The 17,078-nt window shown below is 74.5% G+C and carries 16 protein-coding genes; 11 read left to right on the top strand and 5 right to left on the bottom strand.

Annotated elements, in window-relative coordinates; translation table 11 throughout:
- The coding region (locus ACF09E_RS11835; protein ID WP_146250805.1) for an acyl-CoA dehydrogenase family protein at positions 1–107 on the bottom strand (107 nt) is incomplete at its 3' end.
- Between the two features lie 127 nt (positions 108–234).
- Positions 235–915, bottom strand: a complete 681-nt coding sequence (locus ACF09E_RS11830; protein ID WP_361861337.1) for a ScbR family autoregulator-binding transcription factor — start codon at positions 913–915, stop codon at positions 235–237.
- A gap of 128 nt (positions 916–1,043) precedes the next feature.
- Here ACF09E_RS11830 and ACF09E_RS11825 point away from each other — a divergent pair, with 128 nt between their 5' ends.
- Entirely contained in the window at positions 1,044–1,994 is a 951-nt protein-coding gene (locus ACF09E_RS11825) for a ScbA/BarX family gamma-butyrolactone biosynthesis protein (RefSeq protein WP_392204992.1), read from the top strand.
- Between the two features lie 14 nt (positions 1,995–2,008).
- Complete coding sequence (locus ACF09E_RS11820; RefSeq protein ID WP_392204991.1) at positions 2,009–2,959, top strand: NAD-dependent epimerase/dehydratase family protein; 951 nt, start codon at positions 2,009–2,011, stop codon at positions 2,957–2,959.
- A gap of 27 nt (positions 2,960–2,986) precedes the next feature.
- Here ACF09E_RS11820 and ACF09E_RS11815 read toward each other — a convergent pair whose 3' ends face one another.
- Together ACF09E_RS11815 and ACF09E_RS11810 are read right to left on the bottom strand one after the other, a co-directional pair.
- Positions 2,987–3,634 (bottom strand): ScbR family autoregulator-binding transcription factor, encoded by a 648-nt coding sequence (locus ACF09E_RS11815; RefSeq protein WP_392204990.1) that lies wholly within the window; start codon positions 3,632–3,634, stop codon positions 2,987–2,989.
- A gap of 340 nt (positions 3,635–3,974) precedes the next feature.
- Positions 3,975–4,526 (bottom strand): hypothetical protein, encoded by a 552-nt coding sequence (locus ACF09E_RS11810; protein WP_392204989.1) that lies wholly within the window; start codon positions 4,524–4,526, stop codon positions 3,975–3,977.
- A gap of 331 nt (positions 4,527–4,857) precedes the next feature.
- On the opposite strand from ACF09E_RS11810, the gene ACF09E_RS11805 reads away from it, so the two are divergent.
- The 7 genes from ACF09E_RS11805 to ACF09E_RS11775 all read left to right on the top strand — a co-directional run bounded on the left by ACF09E_RS11805 (position 4,858) and on the right by ACF09E_RS11775 (position 14,507).
- Entirely contained in the window at positions 4,858–6,408 is a 1,551-nt protein-coding gene (locus ACF09E_RS11805) for a vanadium-dependent haloperoxidase (RefSeq protein ID WP_392204988.1), read from the top strand.
- A 179-nt stretch (positions 6,409–6,587) separates the two neighbouring features.
- A complete protein-coding gene (locus ACF09E_RS11800) occupies positions 6,588–7,127 on the top strand; it encodes an HPP family protein (protein WP_392204987.1) in 540 nt (179 codons plus the stop codon).
- Between the two features lie 70 nt (positions 7,128–7,197).
- Positions 7,198–8,109 (top strand): sulfurtransferase, encoded by a 912-nt coding sequence (locus ACF09E_RS11795; protein ID WP_392204986.1) that lies wholly within the window; start codon positions 7,198–7,200, stop codon positions 8,107–8,109.
- The gene (locus tag ACF09E_RS11790; RefSeq protein ID WP_361863534.1) at positions 8,102–8,527 is read left to right on the top strand and encodes a cupin domain-containing protein; all 426 of its coding nucleotides are present in this window, start codon (positions 8,102–8,104) and stop codon (positions 8,525–8,527) included. The genes ACF09E_RS11795 and ACF09E_RS11790 overlap by 8 nt, the downstream gene beginning before the upstream one ends.
- 534 nt (positions 8,528–9,061) lie before the next feature.
- Entirely contained in the window at positions 9,062–9,538 is a 477-nt protein-coding gene (locus tag ACF09E_RS11785; RefSeq protein ID WP_329284350.1) for a cobalamin-dependent protein, read from the top strand.
- Positions 9,535–12,813: an FAD/NAD(P)-binding protein gene (locus ACF09E_RS11780; protein WP_392204985.1), complete on the top strand. Its 3,279-nt coding sequence runs from the start codon at positions 9,535–9,537 to the stop codon at positions 12,811–12,813. Before ACF09E_RS11785 ends, ACF09E_RS11780 begins: the two co-directional genes overlap by 4 nt.
- A complete protein-coding gene (locus ACF09E_RS11775) occupies positions 12,810–14,507 on the top strand; it encodes an acyl-CoA synthetase (protein WP_392204984.1) in 1,698 nt (565 codons plus the stop codon). The genes ACF09E_RS11780 and ACF09E_RS11775 overlap by 4 nt, the downstream gene beginning before the upstream one ends.
- A gap of 82 nt (positions 14,508–14,589) precedes the next feature.
- Here the strand turns inward: ACF09E_RS11775 and ACF09E_RS11770 are convergent, their stop codons facing one another.
- A complete protein-coding gene (locus tag ACF09E_RS11770; protein ID WP_392204983.1) occupies positions 14,590–15,168 on the bottom strand; it encodes a TetR/AcrR family transcriptional regulator in 579 nt (192 codons plus the stop codon).
- A 142-nt stretch (positions 15,169–15,310) separates the two neighbouring features.
- Between ACF09E_RS11770 and ACF09E_RS11765 the strand changes: the two genes are divergently transcribed.
- Positions 15,311–15,859 carry a carboxymuconolactone decarboxylase family protein gene (locus tag ACF09E_RS11765; protein ID WP_388806990.1) on the top strand — a complete coding sequence of 183 codons (549 nt, stop codon included), beginning with the start codon at positions 15,311–15,313 and terminating at the stop codon, positions 15,857–15,859.
- 151 nt (positions 15,860–16,010) lie between these two features.
- Entirely contained in the window at positions 16,011–17,024 is a 1,014-nt protein-coding gene (locus ACF09E_RS11760; RefSeq protein WP_392204982.1) for a LysR family transcriptional regulator, read from the top strand.
- Positions 17,025–17,078: the final 54 nt, after the last annotated feature.

The following is a 17,078-nucleotide window of genomic DNA, read 5'->3' as shown; positions in this document are numbered from 1 at the left end:
ACCGCGGCGGCGAACGGCACGATCTTCGCCTCCGCGAGCGCACGCACCGACTCCCGGAGCATGTCGTGCTCCTCGGAGGGCCGATACAGGTCGAAGTCCTTGCCCATGATGTGGAGCTCCCCTAAACGCTTGTGGCACTGAGTACCCTCAGCAAAACACACTCAGTGCCATGACGCCAGAGCGCCCCGACGCGGATATGCGTCGGGGCGCTCGGGGACCGGCTGGTCGGTTTTGTTAACCGGGAGTGTCGGCGAGATGGACTTCGTCCCGCCGGAGCCGGCTGGCGTCGTACTCGGCGCCGAGCTGCACGGCACGGCCCTCGGTCATGTCGAGACGCGGCAGCAGGGCCGGGGTGCAGATGCTCGGCAGGAAGTGCTGGAGCAGGACCGAGACCCGATGGGCCAGGTCGTTGCGATCGCACAGGATCTGCGACATCGCCTGGATGCCCGAGAAAGCGCCCGAGAACAGCTCGGCGGTGTCCGTCACGTCCACGTGGACGAGCAGCTCCCCCCGCGCCTTCGCGACCATCAGGATCTCCGACACCTGGTCGATCCACGCCCGGAAGGGAGCGGCGCGGTCGACCCCGGTGGCACCGCTGTCCAGGGCCAGGGCGACACTCGCCCGCACCAAGGCGTCGCGCTGCAGGCGATGCGTCAGCAGGAAGGCCTGGTCCGCGAGTTCCTGGAGCTTGACCTCCTGGGGCGTCAGGGGCACGTCGAGCATCTGGGCGTCGAGAACGCCGACGGCGAGATCTTCCTTGGAAGCAAAGTGGAAATACAGAGCCCCCTTGGTCACCCCGGCGCGCACCAGGATCTCGCCGATCGTCGTCCGCTCGTAGCCGCGCTCCGCGAAGACGGTGGCGGCCGACTCGAGGATCACCCGTCGGGTTCGGATTGCACGCGCTTGCTGCGCCAAGGCGCCTCCTGCTGTCTCGCTGTCTGTGCTCAACGTGTGACGTGAAGCATTGAAAAGAAAACCGCGCTGTACGTATTCTAATTCGGGCGGACACACCGCCCAGGGGCGCGGGGTTGCAAGGGGGATCCATGGATCGGAACGGACGAGGAACGGCTGCACACGTCCCCGGGGAGTTCGTTCACCGGGCGGATCCCGCGGACATCATCCCCACAGGGTGGACTCAATTGCGGGAGAATCGGTTCTCCGTCTCCGCCCGCTGGCCTGCCTCACACCCTTTCTTCTCTCCGGTGGCAGGGGACCGTCACGACCCCGTGTTGGTGGCCGAGACGATACGCCAGACCACCATGCTGATCGCTCACGCGGAGTTCGGGGTACCCGTGGACGACCAGTTCGTCATGTGGGGCCTCTCCTACCGCGCCGATCCCGAGGCGCTGACCGTCGACGGCCTCTCCTCCGACGTGACCGTGGACGTCGTCTGCTCCGACCTCAGCAGCCGGGGCGGCCGCCTCCGCGACCTGCGGACTACCCTCGTGCTCACCCGCGACGGACGGTTCCTCGGCACCGGCACGGCCCAGGCGCGCTGCACCTCCGCCCTCGCGTACCGCAGGATCCGGGGCGAGCGGATGGCCGCGCTCGGCCGCCCGGTCCCGCTGATCCCCGCCGTGGCGCCCCACCTGGTGGGCCGCGAGCACAGCCGGGACGTCGTCCTCGGGCCGGGCAACCGCGCCGACCAGTGGCAGCTGCGGATCAACACCGACCACGGCACCCTCTTCCGGAGACCCAACGACCACGTGCCCGGCATGGTGCTCCTCGAAGCGGCCCGGCAGGCCGCGACGGCGACGATCGGCAGCGAGACGTTCCTGCCCGCCGTGATGGACGTCTCCTTCTCCCGCTACGCCGAACTCGACAGCCCCTGCTGGATCGAGACGGAGGTCGTGCCCGGCGCCGACCCGTCGGCGACCACCGTCCGGGTCGAGGGCCGGCAGGAGGACCACTCGGTCTTCCGCTGCACACTCACCTCCCCGTCGCGCGAACTGGCGGTGGCCGGCGCCGGTCTCGGCAGCCGGCTGGCGGGCTGAACCGGATCGGAACGATGGCACCTCACCTCCTGATCACCGGCGCGACCGGCTTCATCGGCGGCCGGGTGGCCGCCGCGGCGGCGTCGGCCCGGGAGCCCGCGGGCGTCCGTCTGCTCGTCCGCCGCCCGCCCACCGGCCCGGGGGAGTCGGCGCGGCCGCGGACCGAGACCGTCCTGGGCGACCTCCGGGACCCCGCGTCCCTGCGCCGGGCCTGTGCGGGGATCGACGTGGTGGTCCACTGCGCCTCGATGATCGGCGGGGATCCGGAGGAGGCCCGCGCGGTCAACGACGCGGGGACCCGGGCCCTGGTCGAGGCGGCCACGGCCGCCGGGGTGACCCGCGTCGTCTCCCTGAGCACCGCGTCCGTCCACGGCCGCGGCCCCTTCCGGGCGGCCGCCCCCGGCACCCTGCCGCTCGCCCCGGTCTCGGCGACCAGCCGCACCCGCGCCGCCGGCGAGCGGTACGTCCTGGACGCGGGCGGGACCGTGCTGCGGCCGCACCTCGTGTACGGCGCCGGCGACCGTCTCCTGATGCCGGGCCTGGTCCGGCTGCTCGCGGCGCTGCCCGCACCGCTCGACGGGGGCTCCTCGCTGCACTCCCTGATCGACGTGGACACCCTGGCGGGCGTCCTGCTCGGCGCGGCGCTCTCCGCCGCGACCGAGCCCGGCCCGTACTACGTGCAGCACCCCGAGCCGGTCCCGGTCGGCGAACTGCTCGCCGCCGCCGAGGACCTGCTCACCCACCGGACGGGGCGGACCCGCGGGCCCGCCGTGGACCTCGGCACGGCCCGCGCCCTGCTCACCGGCGTCCCGTTCGCCCAGCACCACCTGGACATGCTCGCCGTCGACCACTGGTTCGCCGACGACCGGCCGTGGCGGGACCTCGGCCGCGATCCGGGACCGGGCTTCGCCGCCGGTCTCGCCGGCCACCTGCCCTGGTACCGGGGGCTGCTCGCCGGGTCCTGACCGCCGCCGCGTCCGGCCGACGGCCCGTCAGGCCACCGGGGCGCGGGCGGCGGGCACGGACGCGTTGCCCGCCGGTTCCAGGTCCGCGAGCACCGCGGGCGCGGCCAGCGCCGGCAGCAGCGCCCGCCACATCCCGGTGACGGTGCCGGGCGCGAGCCACTCGGGGTTGTCCCGGCAGAGGGCCTCCAGGCCGACGGTGGCGGCCACCACCGTGCGGACGAGGTTCTGCTGGCCGCCGTGGCCGCCGGCGAGCAGCCCCTCGTCGGCCGCCTCCGCGAGGCGCTGCTGGACGCAGCTCTGCCACTCCTGACGCAGGTTCAGATCCGTGCGGCAGCCCCGGGAGCAGCTGAGCCGGTAGCCGGCGCGGACCACGATGTCCTCGCGGAGCAGCCGGGCGAGGGCGTGCGTGGTGTCCGCGAGGTTCTGGAGGGCGTTCGCCCCCTGGCGGTGCACGAGGCGGGCCGCCCTGCGCAGGGCGTTGGACGCCTCCTGCTCGACGGCGGCGGCCACCGCGGGCTTGTTCTCGAAGTGGAAGTGGAGCGCGCCGGGGCTCACCCCCGCACCCGTGCTGATCGCCGACAGTCTGGCCAAGGCGTAGCCGTGCTCGTCGAACTCCCTGGCCGCCGACCTGATCAGCGCCTCTCGGGTCCGTGCGGCCCGCTCTTGTTTGGTCACCCGTGGCTCCAGTAACACCGTGCGTCGCACCGGAACGGGCGCCTCGTCGCTCCGTACCGCTCGACGACTCCAAACCGACTGCTTGGTATTGTACGAGGTTTTCGTGCGGCCTTGAGCAGTTCGGTGGGATCGGCGACGACGCCCGCCGCCCGGCGGATGCGGGCGCCGGACGGGGGCGAAGGCGGGGGAGCGGAGGCGGGGGAGGTGGCGGTGTTCCGGCGGTCGGGAGGGAGCGTCCGCAACAAACCGAGACACAGGTTTGTCTCGGGTTGCGGGTTGCGGGTTGCGGGTTGCGGGTCACGGGTCGCGGGTCGCGGCAGCGCCGCACCCGGCGCGCGGGTCAGGCGTGAGTCTGGGACTCCTCCGCCGCGGTCGCATGCGTGGCCGTCGCCTGCGTCGTCGCGGTCGTCACCACCACCACGCCGGCGAGCAGCACCACGTTCTTGACGACGAACTCGCCGACCAGGGTGAGCAGCAGCGGGTTGGAGTGCGAGAAGGCCACCGACGGGGTGAGGACGAGCACCGCGAAGGTCCCGCAGAGGTGGCCGGTGAGCACCGGCAGGGCCAGCGCGCGGGCGCGGCCCGAGACCAGCCAGAGGCCGAGCGCCACCTCGGCCCAGCCGAGTGAGGGCACGAACCAGCCGCCCGCGGGGAACGGCAGGACGTCGACGACGAGCGCGGCCGCCGGGCTGAGCCCGACGACCTTGAGCACCCCGAACCACACGAACACGCCGCCGAGGCCGGCCCTGAGCATGCCCAGGCCGTACCGGTGCAGCCGCGGGGCGAGCCGGTCGAAGCGGCCGAGGGAGGCGGCGGAGGAGTCGTACGCCGGGGTCGCGGTCCCCGGAGCGGGAGCGGTGGAAGCAGGGATCACCTGGGGGGAAACGGTCATGCGCGGGCATCTCCATCACGAGTCGACGCGGGGGCCGGGCGGGGCCGTGCGGGCGGATCGAGGCCGGGGGCCGAGGCGAGCCGGGGCGGCGGACCGTTCGGATCACGCCGAAATCCCGGCAGGAGGTCGGACGCCGTGAGCCACGCTAACCACGTCCCGAGCACCCCCGCGACGCCCATCGGTTCCTTGCATGACCGCGATGGAAGAAGTCGATAGGGCGTTGCCGCACGCGATCAAATCTCGCCAGCCTGAGCACTGTTCGAGTTTGTGTGTGATTCACGGACCCGGACCGCGTCCATCCGCTCCCGGCAGCATGCGAAGGAATCCACGGATGTCCCACCGACCCGCCGCTCCCGCCTCCACCACGCCCCCCGCGGCCCGCACCGCCCTCACCCGGCGCCGGGTGCTCACCACGTCGGCCGCCGCGGCCGGAGCGCTCGCCCTGCCCGGCAGCGCGGCCTGGGCCGTGCCCACCAGCTTCGAGGCGGAGACGCGCACCGGCCGCCGCCGGCCCGGCGCCGTGCCCGACCCCAGCGTCGTCATCCGTTGGAACCAGGCCGCGATGGACGCGATCCTCGGCCGCTACCAGGCCGCGGGCAACCGCTTCGGCCCCGCCACCGTGAACGCCCGCGCCCTCGCGATCATCCACAACGCCATCTACGACGCCTGGGCCTGCTACGACCACTGTGCCGTCGGCACCCGCTTCGGCGGCTCCCTGCGCCGGCCCCGCTCCGAGCGCACCCTCGACAACAAGAACGAGGCCATCAGCTACGCGGCCCACCTCGCCCTGCTCGACCTGTACCCCGAGTACAAGGTCGCCATCGACAACATGCTCCGCAGCCTCGGCCACGACCCCGAGCTCACCGACCCCCGCCGCAACAGCCCCGCCTGGATCGGCCGCCGTACCGCGCGGGCGGTCCTCGACTTCCGCCACGGCGACGGAGCCAACCAGCTCGGGACACCCGCGTACGCCGACACCACCGGCTACCAGCCGCGCAACACCCCCCAGACCGCGGGTGCCTTCGACCCCGCCACGGTCACCGACCCGGCGCACTGGACCCCGCTGATCGTCGGGGGCAAGATCCAGCGCTACCTCACCCCCCAGTTCGCCGTGATGAAGCCCTTCGCCCTCAGCCGCCCCGACCAGTTCACGGTGCCGGCCCCGCCCGCGTACCCCTCGGTCCGGATGACGGCCGCCATCGAGGAACTCCTCGACATCAGCGCCAACCTGACGGACGAGCGGAAGGCCATCGCCGAGTTCTGGCTCAACGACGACGTGACCCCGCCCGGTGCCCAGCAGATGTGGGGACGGTACGTCTCCGCGCGCGACGGCCACGGCGTCGACGAGGACGCCCAGATATTCTTCGGCCTCAACATGGCCGAGTGCGACGCGGCCATCGGCTCCTGGGCCGTCAAGGCCCAGTACGACTTCGCCCGCCCCTCCACCCTCATCCCGTTCGACCGGCGCGGCCGGCAGATCCCCGCCTGGGGAGGACCCGGCCGGGGCACCGTGACCATGGACGGCCTCGACTGGCAGGCGTACGTGGCCGTCCCGCCGTTCCCGGCCACCGTCTCCGGGCACAGCACCTTCTCCGGCGCCGCCGCCGAGTTCCTCCGCCGCTTCACCGGCTCGGACTCCTTCGGCGACTCGTTCCGCTTCAAGGCGGGCGCCTCCACCGTCGAGCCGGGCCTCACCCCGCGCACCGACGTCGTCCTGCACTGGCCCACCTTCAGCGAGGCCGCCCGGCAGGCCGGCATCTCCCGGGTCTACGGCGGCATGCACTGGAGCTTCGACAACGAGCCCGGCATCGAGATGGGCCACCGCATCGGCAAGGTCGTCCACCGGCAGGCCATGCGGTACTTCGGCGGCACCCACCGCTGACCCGACGGGCCCGTCCCGCGGGGTGGAACCGGCACCCCCGCGGGACGCGCCGCCCGCGGCGCCGTCCAGCGGTCCGCCCGTGACGCCCCCGCGCATCGGTCGCCCCGCCCGGCCCCACCCGACCGCCCCGCCGTGACGCCCCACCCCGCCCCCGCCCGCCCCGCCAAGGAGAGACCACCGTGAGCAACCAGACCCGGACCCCCACGGACGCGGCGACCCCGCCGGCCCGCAGCCGCTGGGCGGGCGGGGCGCCGCCCTTCCCGGGCGGCCGGCCCGCCGCCCTCGGCACCCTCGCCACCGTCGTGTCCCTGGTGATCCTGGTCGCCCTGGGCGAGGCCACCGGCCAGCTCCTGATGATCGCGCCCCTGGCCGCCACCGCCATGATCATCTGCAGCACCCCCGTGCTGCCGCCGGCCCAGCCCCGCGGCGTCATGCTCGGCCAGGTCGGCTCCGGCGTCCTCGGCCTCGCCGCCGTCGCCCTCTTCGGCCGTTCCCTCTGGGTCGCGGCGGTCGCCGCCGGCCTGAGCGTCGGCCTCATGCTGCTGCTGCGGGCCGTCCACGCGCCCGCCGCCGCCACCGCCGTGCTCGCCGTCCTCCAGGACCCCGCGCCGCTGCGCTTCCTCGTCCTGCTCGCCGTCGGCAGCGCCCTGCTCGTCCTCGTGGGCCTGATCGCCTCCCGCCTCGGCGTGATCGGCAAGTACCCCGCGTACTGGTGGTGACCGGACCCGCCCGGCACCACCCCCCTCACCCCGACCGCACGTCCGCGTACTCACTCTCAACGGAGCTCCCGTGAACCGAGACAGACTGCTCGTCAGCTGCGAGCAGATCATGGAACAGCTGCGCGACCCCGCGACCGGGGACGAGAACACGGTCCTCGTCGAGATCACCGACGGCGGCAGCACCCTCGGCCGGATCCCCGGCTCGGTCCGCCTGGACTGGACCGGCGACCTCCAGGACCCGGTGCGCCGCGACGTCATCGGCCCCGAGGCCTTCGCCGCGCTCCTCGGCCGGCACGGCATCTCCCGCGACCACACGGTCGTCTTCCTGAGCGGCAACAACAACTGGTGGGCCGCCGCCGGGTACTGGCAGTTCCGCCTGTACGGCCACCGGGAACTGCGGATCCTCGACGGCGGACGGCTCCGCTGGGAGGCGCTCGGCGCCCCCCTCACCCTGGCCGCGCCGGACCGCGCGCCCGTCCGCCACCCCGTGCCGGTCGCCGACGAGACGATCCGCGCCCGCCGCGAGGACATGCTCGACCACATCGGACGCCACCAGCTCCTCGACGTCCGCTCCCCGGAGGAGTACCTCGGGCACAGCAACACCCCGCCCGGGGTGCCCGAGGACCTCGGCGTCCGCTGCGGCCACGCCCTGTCCGCCGAGCACATCCCGTGGCACAGCGCCGTCCGCGCCGACGGCACCTTTCGCGACGACGCCGAGCTGGCCGCGGCGTACGCCGGCGTCCGCACCGACGTGCCGACCGTCGTCTACTGCCGGGTCGGCTGGCGCTCCGCACACAGCTGGTTCGTACTGAGTGAACTCCTCGGCCTCCCCGACATCCGCAACTACGACGGTGCCTGGCGTGAGTTCGGCTCGCTCATCGGCGCCCCCATCGTCAACGGGCCCCAGCCGTGGGGCCCCGACGGCATCCCGTCCATCGTCGCCCAGCGCGACGCCGCCTCGGAGGTCCGCGCCCATGCCTGACGTGACCGTCTTCCGCAACGTGCTCCGCAACGGGTTCGACCAGACCGACCTGCCCTGGGTGCCGTGGACCGAACCCGGCCGCGTGGGAGTCGAGTTCGTGGTCCTCTGGGGTCCGGACGCGGCCGAGGAGGAGGACTCCGCCTCGCTGCTGCTGCGCTTCCCGCCGGGCGCGCACGGCGACTTCCACGAGCACCTGGGGCACGAGCTGATGCTCGTCCTCGACGGCACCCTGGACCACAGCGACGGGCGCCGCTTCCACCGCGGCGACCTCGTCGTCGAGGAGCCGGGCACCCGCCACCAGATGTCCAGCGCCGAGGGCTGCACCGTCCTCGCCGTCCGCGCCCGCCCGGCGGCCGCCCGCACACCCGCGGACGGCGAGATCACCACGGGCGTCGGCGCCGCACAGCCCGGCGCCTGAGGCGCCCCGCGCGAGCGCCCGCCCCCGCGCGGTCACGGACCGCCGGGCCCCCGGCCCGGCGGCCCGCGGCCTCGCGCCGGCCGTACCCCGCACCCCGCGCGCGGCGGTCCCCGCCCGCCGGGGCCCGCCGCACCGCCCCGGGCGAGGCCGCACCACGCCCGTACACCGCACCGCCCGGGTCCGTACGGACACACCGCCCGCCCCGCACGGCGTCCCGCTCGCGCCGGTACGGGACGGAGTCGTGTCCGCGGCCCGCCGCGCCCCGCTCCGGCGGCTCCCCGAGCCGCGCACCACACCGCACCGCACCGAGCCGCCCCGCGCACCGCACGGCATCGCATCGCACCGCACCGCAGTCCCGGCTCGCCGGGCCGTGCCGTGCCGAGGCCGCCGGCCCGAACCGCCGCTACCGGCCGGGCCGGTGGCGCGCCGCACCGCCCGCGCGTCCCGCACGGAGCCCGCGCCGCCGGCACGGAGGCCGTGCCGCCCGCACCACCCCGCACACCAGCCCGCCCGCACCCCTACCGGAGAGACGCCATGACCCCGTCCGCACGGCCCCAGCCCCTGCGCAGCAGTCCCGAGCCCTCCCGTCGGGTCCTGCTCACCACCGGTTCCTCCGACGCCCACACCTGGAACCTGGTCCACCTCCAGCTCTTCCTGGAGGAGCACGGGCACTCCGTGCTCAACCTCGGGCCCTGCGTCCCCGAGCAACTGCTCGTCGACACCGCCCGGATGACCAGCCCGGACCTCGTCGTGCTCTCCTCCGTCAACGGCCACGGCCACCAGGACGGACTGCGCGCCGCCCGCGCCCTGCGCGCCGACCGCAAGACCCGCGCCCTCCCCATGGTCATCGGCGGGCTGCTCGGCATCTCCCCGGAGGGCGCCGCCACCCGCACCGCCGAACTCCTCGACGCCGGGTACGACGAGGTGTACGCGGACGGCACCCCGCCCACCGCGCTGCTGCGCCGGCTGGCCGATCTCGGCGGTGCGTGTACCGGGCGGGCCGCGGCTTGACGACCTCCGCCCCGCCCCCGCCTGCCCCCGGCGACCTCGGCGCCTTCGTCCAGGAGTCGGCCGCGGCCGGTGAACTGGTCGTCCAGCCCCGCATGGGGATGGTCGCTCCCGAGGTGATGGCCGGCGGAGTCGCTGCCGTCGCCGCCCTGACCGAAAGGACCGTCGCCACCCTCACCATCGACAGCTACACCCGCGTCGGCGACCACGCCGCCGCCACCGCCGCCCTGCGCGACGGGCGGCCCCTCAACGGGTTTCCGCTGGTCAGCCACGGACCGAAGACCACCGCCCGGGTCGCCGCCGCGGCCGGACGCGGCACCCCCGTCCAGGTCCGGCACGGCTCCGCCGACCCGCTGGCCATCTTCCGCACCATGGCCGCCGCCGGGCTCTCCGCCTCCGAGGGCGGCCCCGTCTCGTACTGCCTGCCCTACGGGCGCACCCCGCTCGCCGAATCCGTCGCCGCCTGGCGCGACTCCGTCCAGTTCCTCACGGAGGAGAGCCGCGCGCACGGCCGCCGGGCCCATCTCGAATCCTTCGGCGGCTGCCTCCTCGGCCAGCTCTGCCCGCCGTCGCTGCTCGTCGCCGTCTCGCTGCTGGAATGCCTGTTCTTCGCGGCCAACGGCGCCACCAGCGTCTCCCTCAGCTACGCCCAGCAGACCCATCCCGCCCAGGACACCGGCGCGCTCACCGCGCTGCGGCTGCTCGCCGACGAGTTCCTGCCCGCCTCCGTCGACCGCCACATCGTGCTCTACACCTACATGGGGGTCTACCCGAGGACCGTGCCCGGCGCCCGGCTGCTGCTGCGACGCAGCGCCGAACTGGCCGTACGCGGCGGGGCCCAGCGGCTCATCGTGAAGACCGAGACCGAGGCCCACCGCATCCCGACGGTGGAGGAGAACCTGACCGCGCTGCGGATCGCCGCCGACGCCGCCCGCTCCGCGCCCCGGCGCGGCACCCGGCAGGGCCCCGGGTCCGCCGCGGGGGCCGACGCCGAGGAGACGCTCGTCGAGGCGCGCGCCCTGGTGACCGCCGTCCTCGGGCTCTCCGACGACCTCGGCGTCGCCCTCCTCAAGGCCTTCGACCGCGGGCTGCTCGACGTCCCGTTCTGCCTGCACCCCGACAACCGGGGCGCCGTCCGGTCCACCGTCGCACCGGACGGGCGCCTGCACTGGACGGACCTGGGCGCGCTGCCGCTGCTCACCACCAGCAGGAGGACCGTACCCATGACCTCGCGCCAGCTCTCCGGCATGCTCGGCCGGGTCGCCCGCGAACACGACCAGGCCGCCGCATCCGACCCGCCGCCCGAACCGCGGCCCCGGGACGCCCCCGCGCCGTCCGCGGCGCCGCTGCGGATCGCGTTCGTCGGCATGGGCCCGCGCGGCCTCTCCGTACTGGAGCGGCTGGCGGCCCGCTGCGCGGCGACCCCGCCCGCGCGGCCGGTCGAGGTGTTCGCCGTGGATCCGTACGAGGCGGGGGCCGGGCGGATCTGGCGGACGGACCAGTCGCCGTGGTTCCTGATGAACACCCCCGCTCAGGAGGTCACCATGTTCTCCGGGCCGGCCGACGACGGACCCCACCGGCCGGGTGCCGGACCGACCCTCGGCGAGTGGTGGGCCGAGGACGACCCGGCGGCGGCCGAACCCGAGGGGTACGCGCCCCGCGCCGTCTACGGCCGCTACCTCACCCACGTCATGCGGCGGATCGAGGAGACCCTGCCGCCGTCCGTCACCGTCCACCGCGTTCCCGCCCGGGTGATCTGCGCGGACCGCGCACGAGGCGGAGACGGCGGGCACCGGCTGAGACTCGACCGCGGCGACGTCCTCACCGTCGACAGGATCGTCCTCGCCACCGGCCATCCCGTCACCGAGCCCGACGCGGGCGGGCGCGCCTGGACCCGGTTCGCCCGCGAGCACAGCACGCCCGCCCGCCCCGTCCGCTACGTCGCGGGCGGCTCCGCGAGCGAGATGCCGCTCGCCGACATCCCGGCGGGCGCGAGCGTCGGCATCCTCGGCATGGGCCTCACCTTCTACGACATCCTGACCGAGCTCACCCTGGGGCGCGGCGGTACGTTCACCGAGGGCTGCGACGGCCTGCTCTACCTGCCCAGCGGCAAGGAGCCCCGGATCCTCGCGGGCTCCCGCGGGGGAGTGCCGCTGCTCACCCGGGGCGCCAACCAGAAGGGCCCCGAGCACCGTTACCGGGCGCGACTGTTCACCGCGGAGCGGATGGCGTCGATCCGCGCGGAGGGGGCGCCGCTCGACTTCGAGGCCTCGGTGCTGCCCTGGCTGCTGGCCGAGGTCAACCTCGTCCTCCTCGCCACCCGGATCCGCCAGGTCCACGGCCCCCACGCCGCCGAGGAGTTCACCGAGCGCGCCGTCCAGGTCCTGGCCGACCGGCCGGACGCCCGACCCGACCCGCGGGTCCTGGAGCGGCTCGCTGCCGGCTACCGGGTCGACACCCGTCCCCTCGCCGGGCTCGACGTCCTCGCCCGCCCGTTCGGCAACCGCCGCTTCGGCTCCCCCGCCGAGTACCACAAGGTGCTCACCGAGTGGCTGCGGGCCGATCTCTTCGAGGCACGCCAGGGCAATGCCGACGGGCCCCTGAAGGCGGCCGCCGACGTCCTGCGGGACGTCCGCCAGACCATCCGGACGGTCGTCGACTTCGGCGGACTGACCCCGGCCTCGCACCGCTGGTTCCTCGCCGAGTTCGGTCCGGTGGCCGCGATGGTCTCCACCGGGCCGCCCCCGCTGCGGTCCGAGCAGTTCCTCGCGCTGCTCGCGGCCGGGGTCCTCGAACCGGTCGGCCCCGGAGCACGGTTCGGCGCCGATCCCGTCGAGGGGCGGTTCGCCGTGGAGTCGGCGCAGGTGGAGAACTCCTGGGTGCCGCTGGACGTCGTCGTGGACGCGCGGGTGCCCGGCACCGATCTGGCAGCCGACCGCGACCCGCTGATCCGGGGACTCCTGGCCGACGGGGAGATCCGCACCTTCACCAACGCGGTCGACGGGGCGGAGGAGTTCGCCACGGGAGGTCTCGACTGCACCGACTCCCCGTTCCACCCGGTCAGGGCGGACGGCTCCGTGGACGCCACCACCCATGTGCTGGGCATCCCCAGCGAGTTCGCCCGGTGGTTCACCCAGGTCGGCAGCGGCCGGCCGGGCCCGTGGGGCTCCTTCACCCGGGACGCGGACGCGATCGCGGAGGCGCTCGTGGCGGCCGCGGAACCGGCGGGCACGGTCCGGACGGCGCACCGCCACGTGCTGCTCGGGGGCGCGGGGTGAGCGGCGCCGTCCGGACGCCCGCCCACGAGGAGTACCGGGCGGCCCGCGACCTGCTGCTGCGCCTGCGCGGAGACCGGGAGGCGGCCTGCGCCGCCTTCCGGTGGCCGCGCGCCGCGCACTTCAACTGGGCCCTCGACTGGTTCGACGTCCTCGCCGAGGGGAACGACCGGCCCGCCCTCGAACTCCTCGGGCAGCCCGGACCGGACGGCGGCGTCCCCGTCGTCGACCGACTGTCCTTCGCCGAACTCGCGGCCCGTTCCGGCGCGTTGGCCACGACGCTGCGGGAGCACGGCGTCGCGCGGGGAGACCGCGTCCTGATCCTGCTCGGCACCCGCGCCGAGCTGTGGGAGACCCTGCTCGGCTGCATCAAGCTCGGCGCGGTCGTCGTCCCCGGCTACCAGGACCTCACCCGGGCGGAGGCGGCGGACCGGATCGACCGGGGCTCCGTGCGGCACGTCGTCGCCGCGCCCGGGCTCGTCGACCTGCTCGACCCGCTGCCGGTGCCGGGCCTCCGGATGGCCGTCGGAGCGGGCGAGCGGGCGGGCTGGGTCCCGTATCCGGACACCCGCGGCCCCGGCCGGCCCCGCTTCGTCCCCGACGGGCCGACCCGGGCCGCCGACCCCTCCTTCTGCTACTTCACCTCCGGGACGACCTCGCTGCCCAAACTCGTGGAGCACAGCCACGCCGGATACGGCGTCGGGCACCTGTCCAGCCTGTACTGGAGCGGGCTGCGCCCCGGCGACCGGCACCTCAACCTCTCCGCGCCCGGCTGGGCGAAGCACTCGTGGTCCAGCTTCTTCGTGCCCTGGGCCGCGGAGGCGACCGTGCTCGCCCCTCCGGACGGCGGGCTCCCGCCGGCCGTGCTGCCCGGCGTCCTCGCCGGGCACGGAGTCACCAGCTTCTGCGCGCCGCCCAGTGCGTGGCGTTCCCTGCTGCCGCACCTGGACGCGGGTGCGGAGGCGCCCCGGCTCCGCGAGGCGACGGCGGCGGGGGAGCCCCTGACGGCGGAGACGGTGGAGCGGATCGCCGCGGCGTGGGGTGTCCGGGTCCGCGACGGCTACGGCCAGACGGAGGCGACCGCGCTCATCGGCCGCGCTCCCGGCGCCGACGAGCCGCTCGCCCCGCTGGGGCACCCGCTCCCCGGCTACCGGATCGTGCTGCGCGACCCGGACACGGGGGAGCGGGGCGATGCCGGCGAGGTGTGCGTGGACCTGACGGACCGTCCGCCGGGTCTCATGCGGGGGTACGCGGGGCAGCCCGCACGCACGGCGGAGGCGTTCGCCGACGGTCTGTACCGCACGGGCGACCGGGGCGAGCGGTGCGCGGACGGCTCGATCCGGCTGCTCGGACGGCTGGACGAGGTCTTCAAGTCCCACGGCCACCGGGTCTCCCCCATGGAGATCGAGGCGGTGCTCCGCACCCACCCGGAGGTGGCCGACGCGGCGGTGGTGCCGTGCGCGGACCTGGAGGGCGGCCTCGCGCCGTACGCGGTCGTCGAACTGCGCCCGCAGCGGCGCGCGCTGATCACGGATGTGCGGGGGCGCATCGGTGCGGAGCTGCTGGCGCTCGCCGCCGAGCGGCTCGCCCCGGTCTTCGTCCCCCGGGGCGTCGAGGTGGTCGCCCGCCTTCCGCGGACCCGCTCGGGCAAGGTGCGCCGGAACGAACTGCGCCCGGGGGCACCCGCCGCGCACTGACGGGCGGGGGCCCGGGCCCGCTGACCCGGATTCCCTGCGGATCGTGCCGATCGGGCCCTGCTCGCGGGCCCGATCGGCACGACTAGACCGGTTCCGTCTCCCTCTCCGCCGTCCGGAGCAGGATCTCCGCGACGCCCCGGGCCCGTACCGCCGCCTCGGACGTCCCCTCGCGGAGGGCCGTCACGATGGCGCCGTCGCCGAGGAGCGCCAACTGGCGTGCCAGGGACTCGTGTTCGCGGTAGCCGCCCTGGGTGAGGAGCCGGTCGAGGACCGCGATGACCTTCTCCTTGTGCTCCGCCGCCACGTGGTGCGCCGGACTGTCCGGATCGGCGGTCTCGACCATCGTGTTGATGAAGGCGCAGCCGCGGAACGAAGCCGCGGCGAAGCGTTCCGCGAGGCCGTCGAAGAGGGCGAGCGGCAGCTCCTCGGGGGTGCGCTCGCTCACCGCGATCCGGCCGTCCAGCCAGGCGCGCCACATGCCGTCACGGCGCCGCAGGACCTCGACGACGACGTCGTCCTTGCTGGGGAAGTGGCGGTAGAAGGAGGCGCGGCCCACTCCGGACTCGGACAGGATCCGCTCGATGCCGACGGCCCGGATCCCCTCCTCGTAGAACAGACGCTCCGCCGCGCCGAGGAGCCGTTCTTTCGCGTTGGTGGCCATACCAGACGGTACCACTCGGTGCCGTATTGACGATCCCGAGGGGAAGGGGAGTGGCCGCCTCCCGTTGCGCCAGACGGAACCGATCGGTACCGTCTCGATGGTACCGATCAGTTCCGTCTTGGTCCGGCTCAAGGAGAGCTCCATGCCCCGCCTGCCCCAACTGACCGTAGAGACCGCCGACGAGGAGCAGCGCGAGCTGCTCGAAGGCACCCTCAAGCAGCTCGGCAAGCTGCCCAACCTGTACGCCGCCCTGGCCAACGGCCCCGCCGCCCTGCGCGGTTACCTCGCCATGCGTGAGGCCCTCGTCGGCGGCAGCTTCAGCGCCCGCCAGCGCGAGCAGCTCGCGCTCTTCATCGCCCAGCACAACGACTGCACCTACTGCGTCTCCGCGCACACCCTGCGCGGCGGCAAGGTCGGGCTGAGCGAGCAGGAACTGCTCGACACCCGCCACGGCACCGACGCCGGCGACCCGCACATGGACCAGGTGCTCCGCTTCGCCGGGGCCGTCATGGCCACCGGCGGCCGCGTCACCGACGCCGCGCTGGTCGACGCCCGCGCCGCCGGCGTGACCGACGCCGAGATCGCGGAGATCGTCGGCCACGTCGCGCTCAACGTGCTGTCGAACTTCTTCAATCACGTTGCGCAGCCGGACTTGGACTTTCCGTTGGTCCCGGCCCAGCTCGCCGAGTAGAGTCTTCGCGGCCGAGCAGGGGTGCCGGGCGCGAAGGGGCGTCCGGCACCCCTGCGGCTTGTGCGACAACCGACTGGGGCGATCGAAGCGGGTGGACGACCAACCACCTGGTGCGAGGAACTGCCGCCTGCGCGGCAGGGGGGAATTTCACGTGGACATCGACGCAAGAACCCTTCGGACCTTCCGCGAGGTGACCCTGACCGGGTCCTTCACCCAGGCGGCACGACGCCTCGGGTACTCGCAGTCCAGCGTCACGGCACAGATGCGTGCCCTGGAGCGGCAGGTCGGCGAGCCCGTCTTCGAGCGGCTCCCCAACGGCGTCCGGCTCACCCGCGCCGGCACCGTCCTGTGCGAATACGCCCGTCAGATCCTCACCCTCGTCGGTGAGATGGAGACGGCCCTGCGCCGTCCCGCGGCCAATCCGCCGCGGCTGACCGTGGGCATCGTCCCCGCCCTCGCGTACGGACAGCAGCTCGCCCGGGTCACCCACATCGGGCGGCGGCTCCTCTCCGGAGTCCAGCTCGCCCTGCGCGTCATGGGAACCGCCGAGGTCCACGACGCCTTCCGGGCCGGCGCCATCGACGGCGCACTGGTCCTGACCGTCGTCGACGCGGAGGATCCGACTGCCCAGCTCGCCGACCCGGCGCACGCCGAGCGCTCCGACGAGCTGACCGAAGTACGGCTCCAGGAGGTCGAGTTCATCCCCGTCACCAGCGTCGGCCACCGCCGCGCCGGCCTCGGCCGCCAGGTCGTCATCGCCGACCCCGACTGTCCGTCCCAGCGCTGGCTCCCCGAGTTCCTCCGGCTGCGCTGCGACAGCCCGCCCGAGATCCATGAACTCGGCTCCATGGCCGGGGTCCGGGCCGCCACCCAGTCCGGCCTCGGCTGCGCCATGCTCCCGATGGCTCTCGCAGCCTCCCACCAGGAGGCCGGGGGGCTGCGTCCGCTCCCCGGCGTGCCCCGGATGCGCTGGAACGCCTCCCTGGTCCTCGGCCGCTCCGAAGCCCGGCCGGCCCTCGACTGGCAGAACCTCACGGAGACGCTCCGCCAGGCCACCGCCCTCTCCTGCGCGGTCCACCCCGGCGAGCCCGGCCCGGCGAGCCCGGTCGACGTGCTCGGCGACGCGGCCCCGGCCCTCGACCCGGACCCCAGCATCGCGTCCTGACACCCCGCCCGAAGACCGGTGCCACGGCGCACCGCCGCCTCCCCCCGGCCCCAC

This window comes from Streptomyces sp. NPDC014891, from assembly GCF_043081085.1.
In the GTDB taxonomy this organism is placed as follows: domain Bacteria; phylum Actinomycetota; class Actinomycetes; order Streptomycetales; family Streptomycetaceae; genus Streptomyces.
The sequence above is the reverse complement of the archived record's forward strand: the minus strand, read 5'-3'. Positions and strand labels throughout refer to the sequence as shown.

Excerpts from the sequence above, each read along its gene's own strand:
- ACF09E_RS11765 (WP_388806990.1), top strand. The coding sequence starts at position 15,311 with ATGCCCCGCCTGCCCCAACTGACCGTAGAGACCGCCGACGAGGAGCAG.
- ACF09E_RS11805 (WP_392204988.1), top strand. The coding sequence starts at position 4,858 with ATGTCCCACCGACCCGCCGCTCCCGCCTCCACCACGCCCCCCGCGGCC.
- ACF09E_RS11820 (WP_392204991.1), top strand. The coding sequence starts at position 2,009 with ATGGCACCTCACCTCCTGATCACCGGCGCGACCGGCTTCATCGGCGGC.
- ACF09E_RS11810 (WP_392204989.1), bottom strand. The coding sequence starts at position 4,526 with ATGACCGTTTCCCCCCAGGTGATCCCTGCTTCCACCGCTCCCGCTCCG.
- ACF09E_RS11785 (WP_329284350.1), top strand. The coding sequence starts at position 9,062 with ATGACCCCGTCCGCACGGCCCCAGCCCCTGCGCAGCAGTCCCGAGCCC.
- ACF09E_RS11770 (WP_392204983.1), bottom strand. The coding sequence starts at position 15,168 with ATGGCCACCAACGCGAAAGAACGGCTCCTCGGCGCGGCGGAGCGTCTG.
- ACF09E_RS11825 (WP_392204992.1), top strand. The coding sequence starts at position 1,044 with ATGGATCGGAACGGACGAGGAACGGCTGCACACGTCCCCGGGGAGTTC.
- ACF09E_RS11790 (WP_361863534.1), top strand. The coding sequence starts at position 8,102 with ATGCCTGACGTGACCGTCTTCCGCAACGTGCTCCGCAACGGGTTCGAC.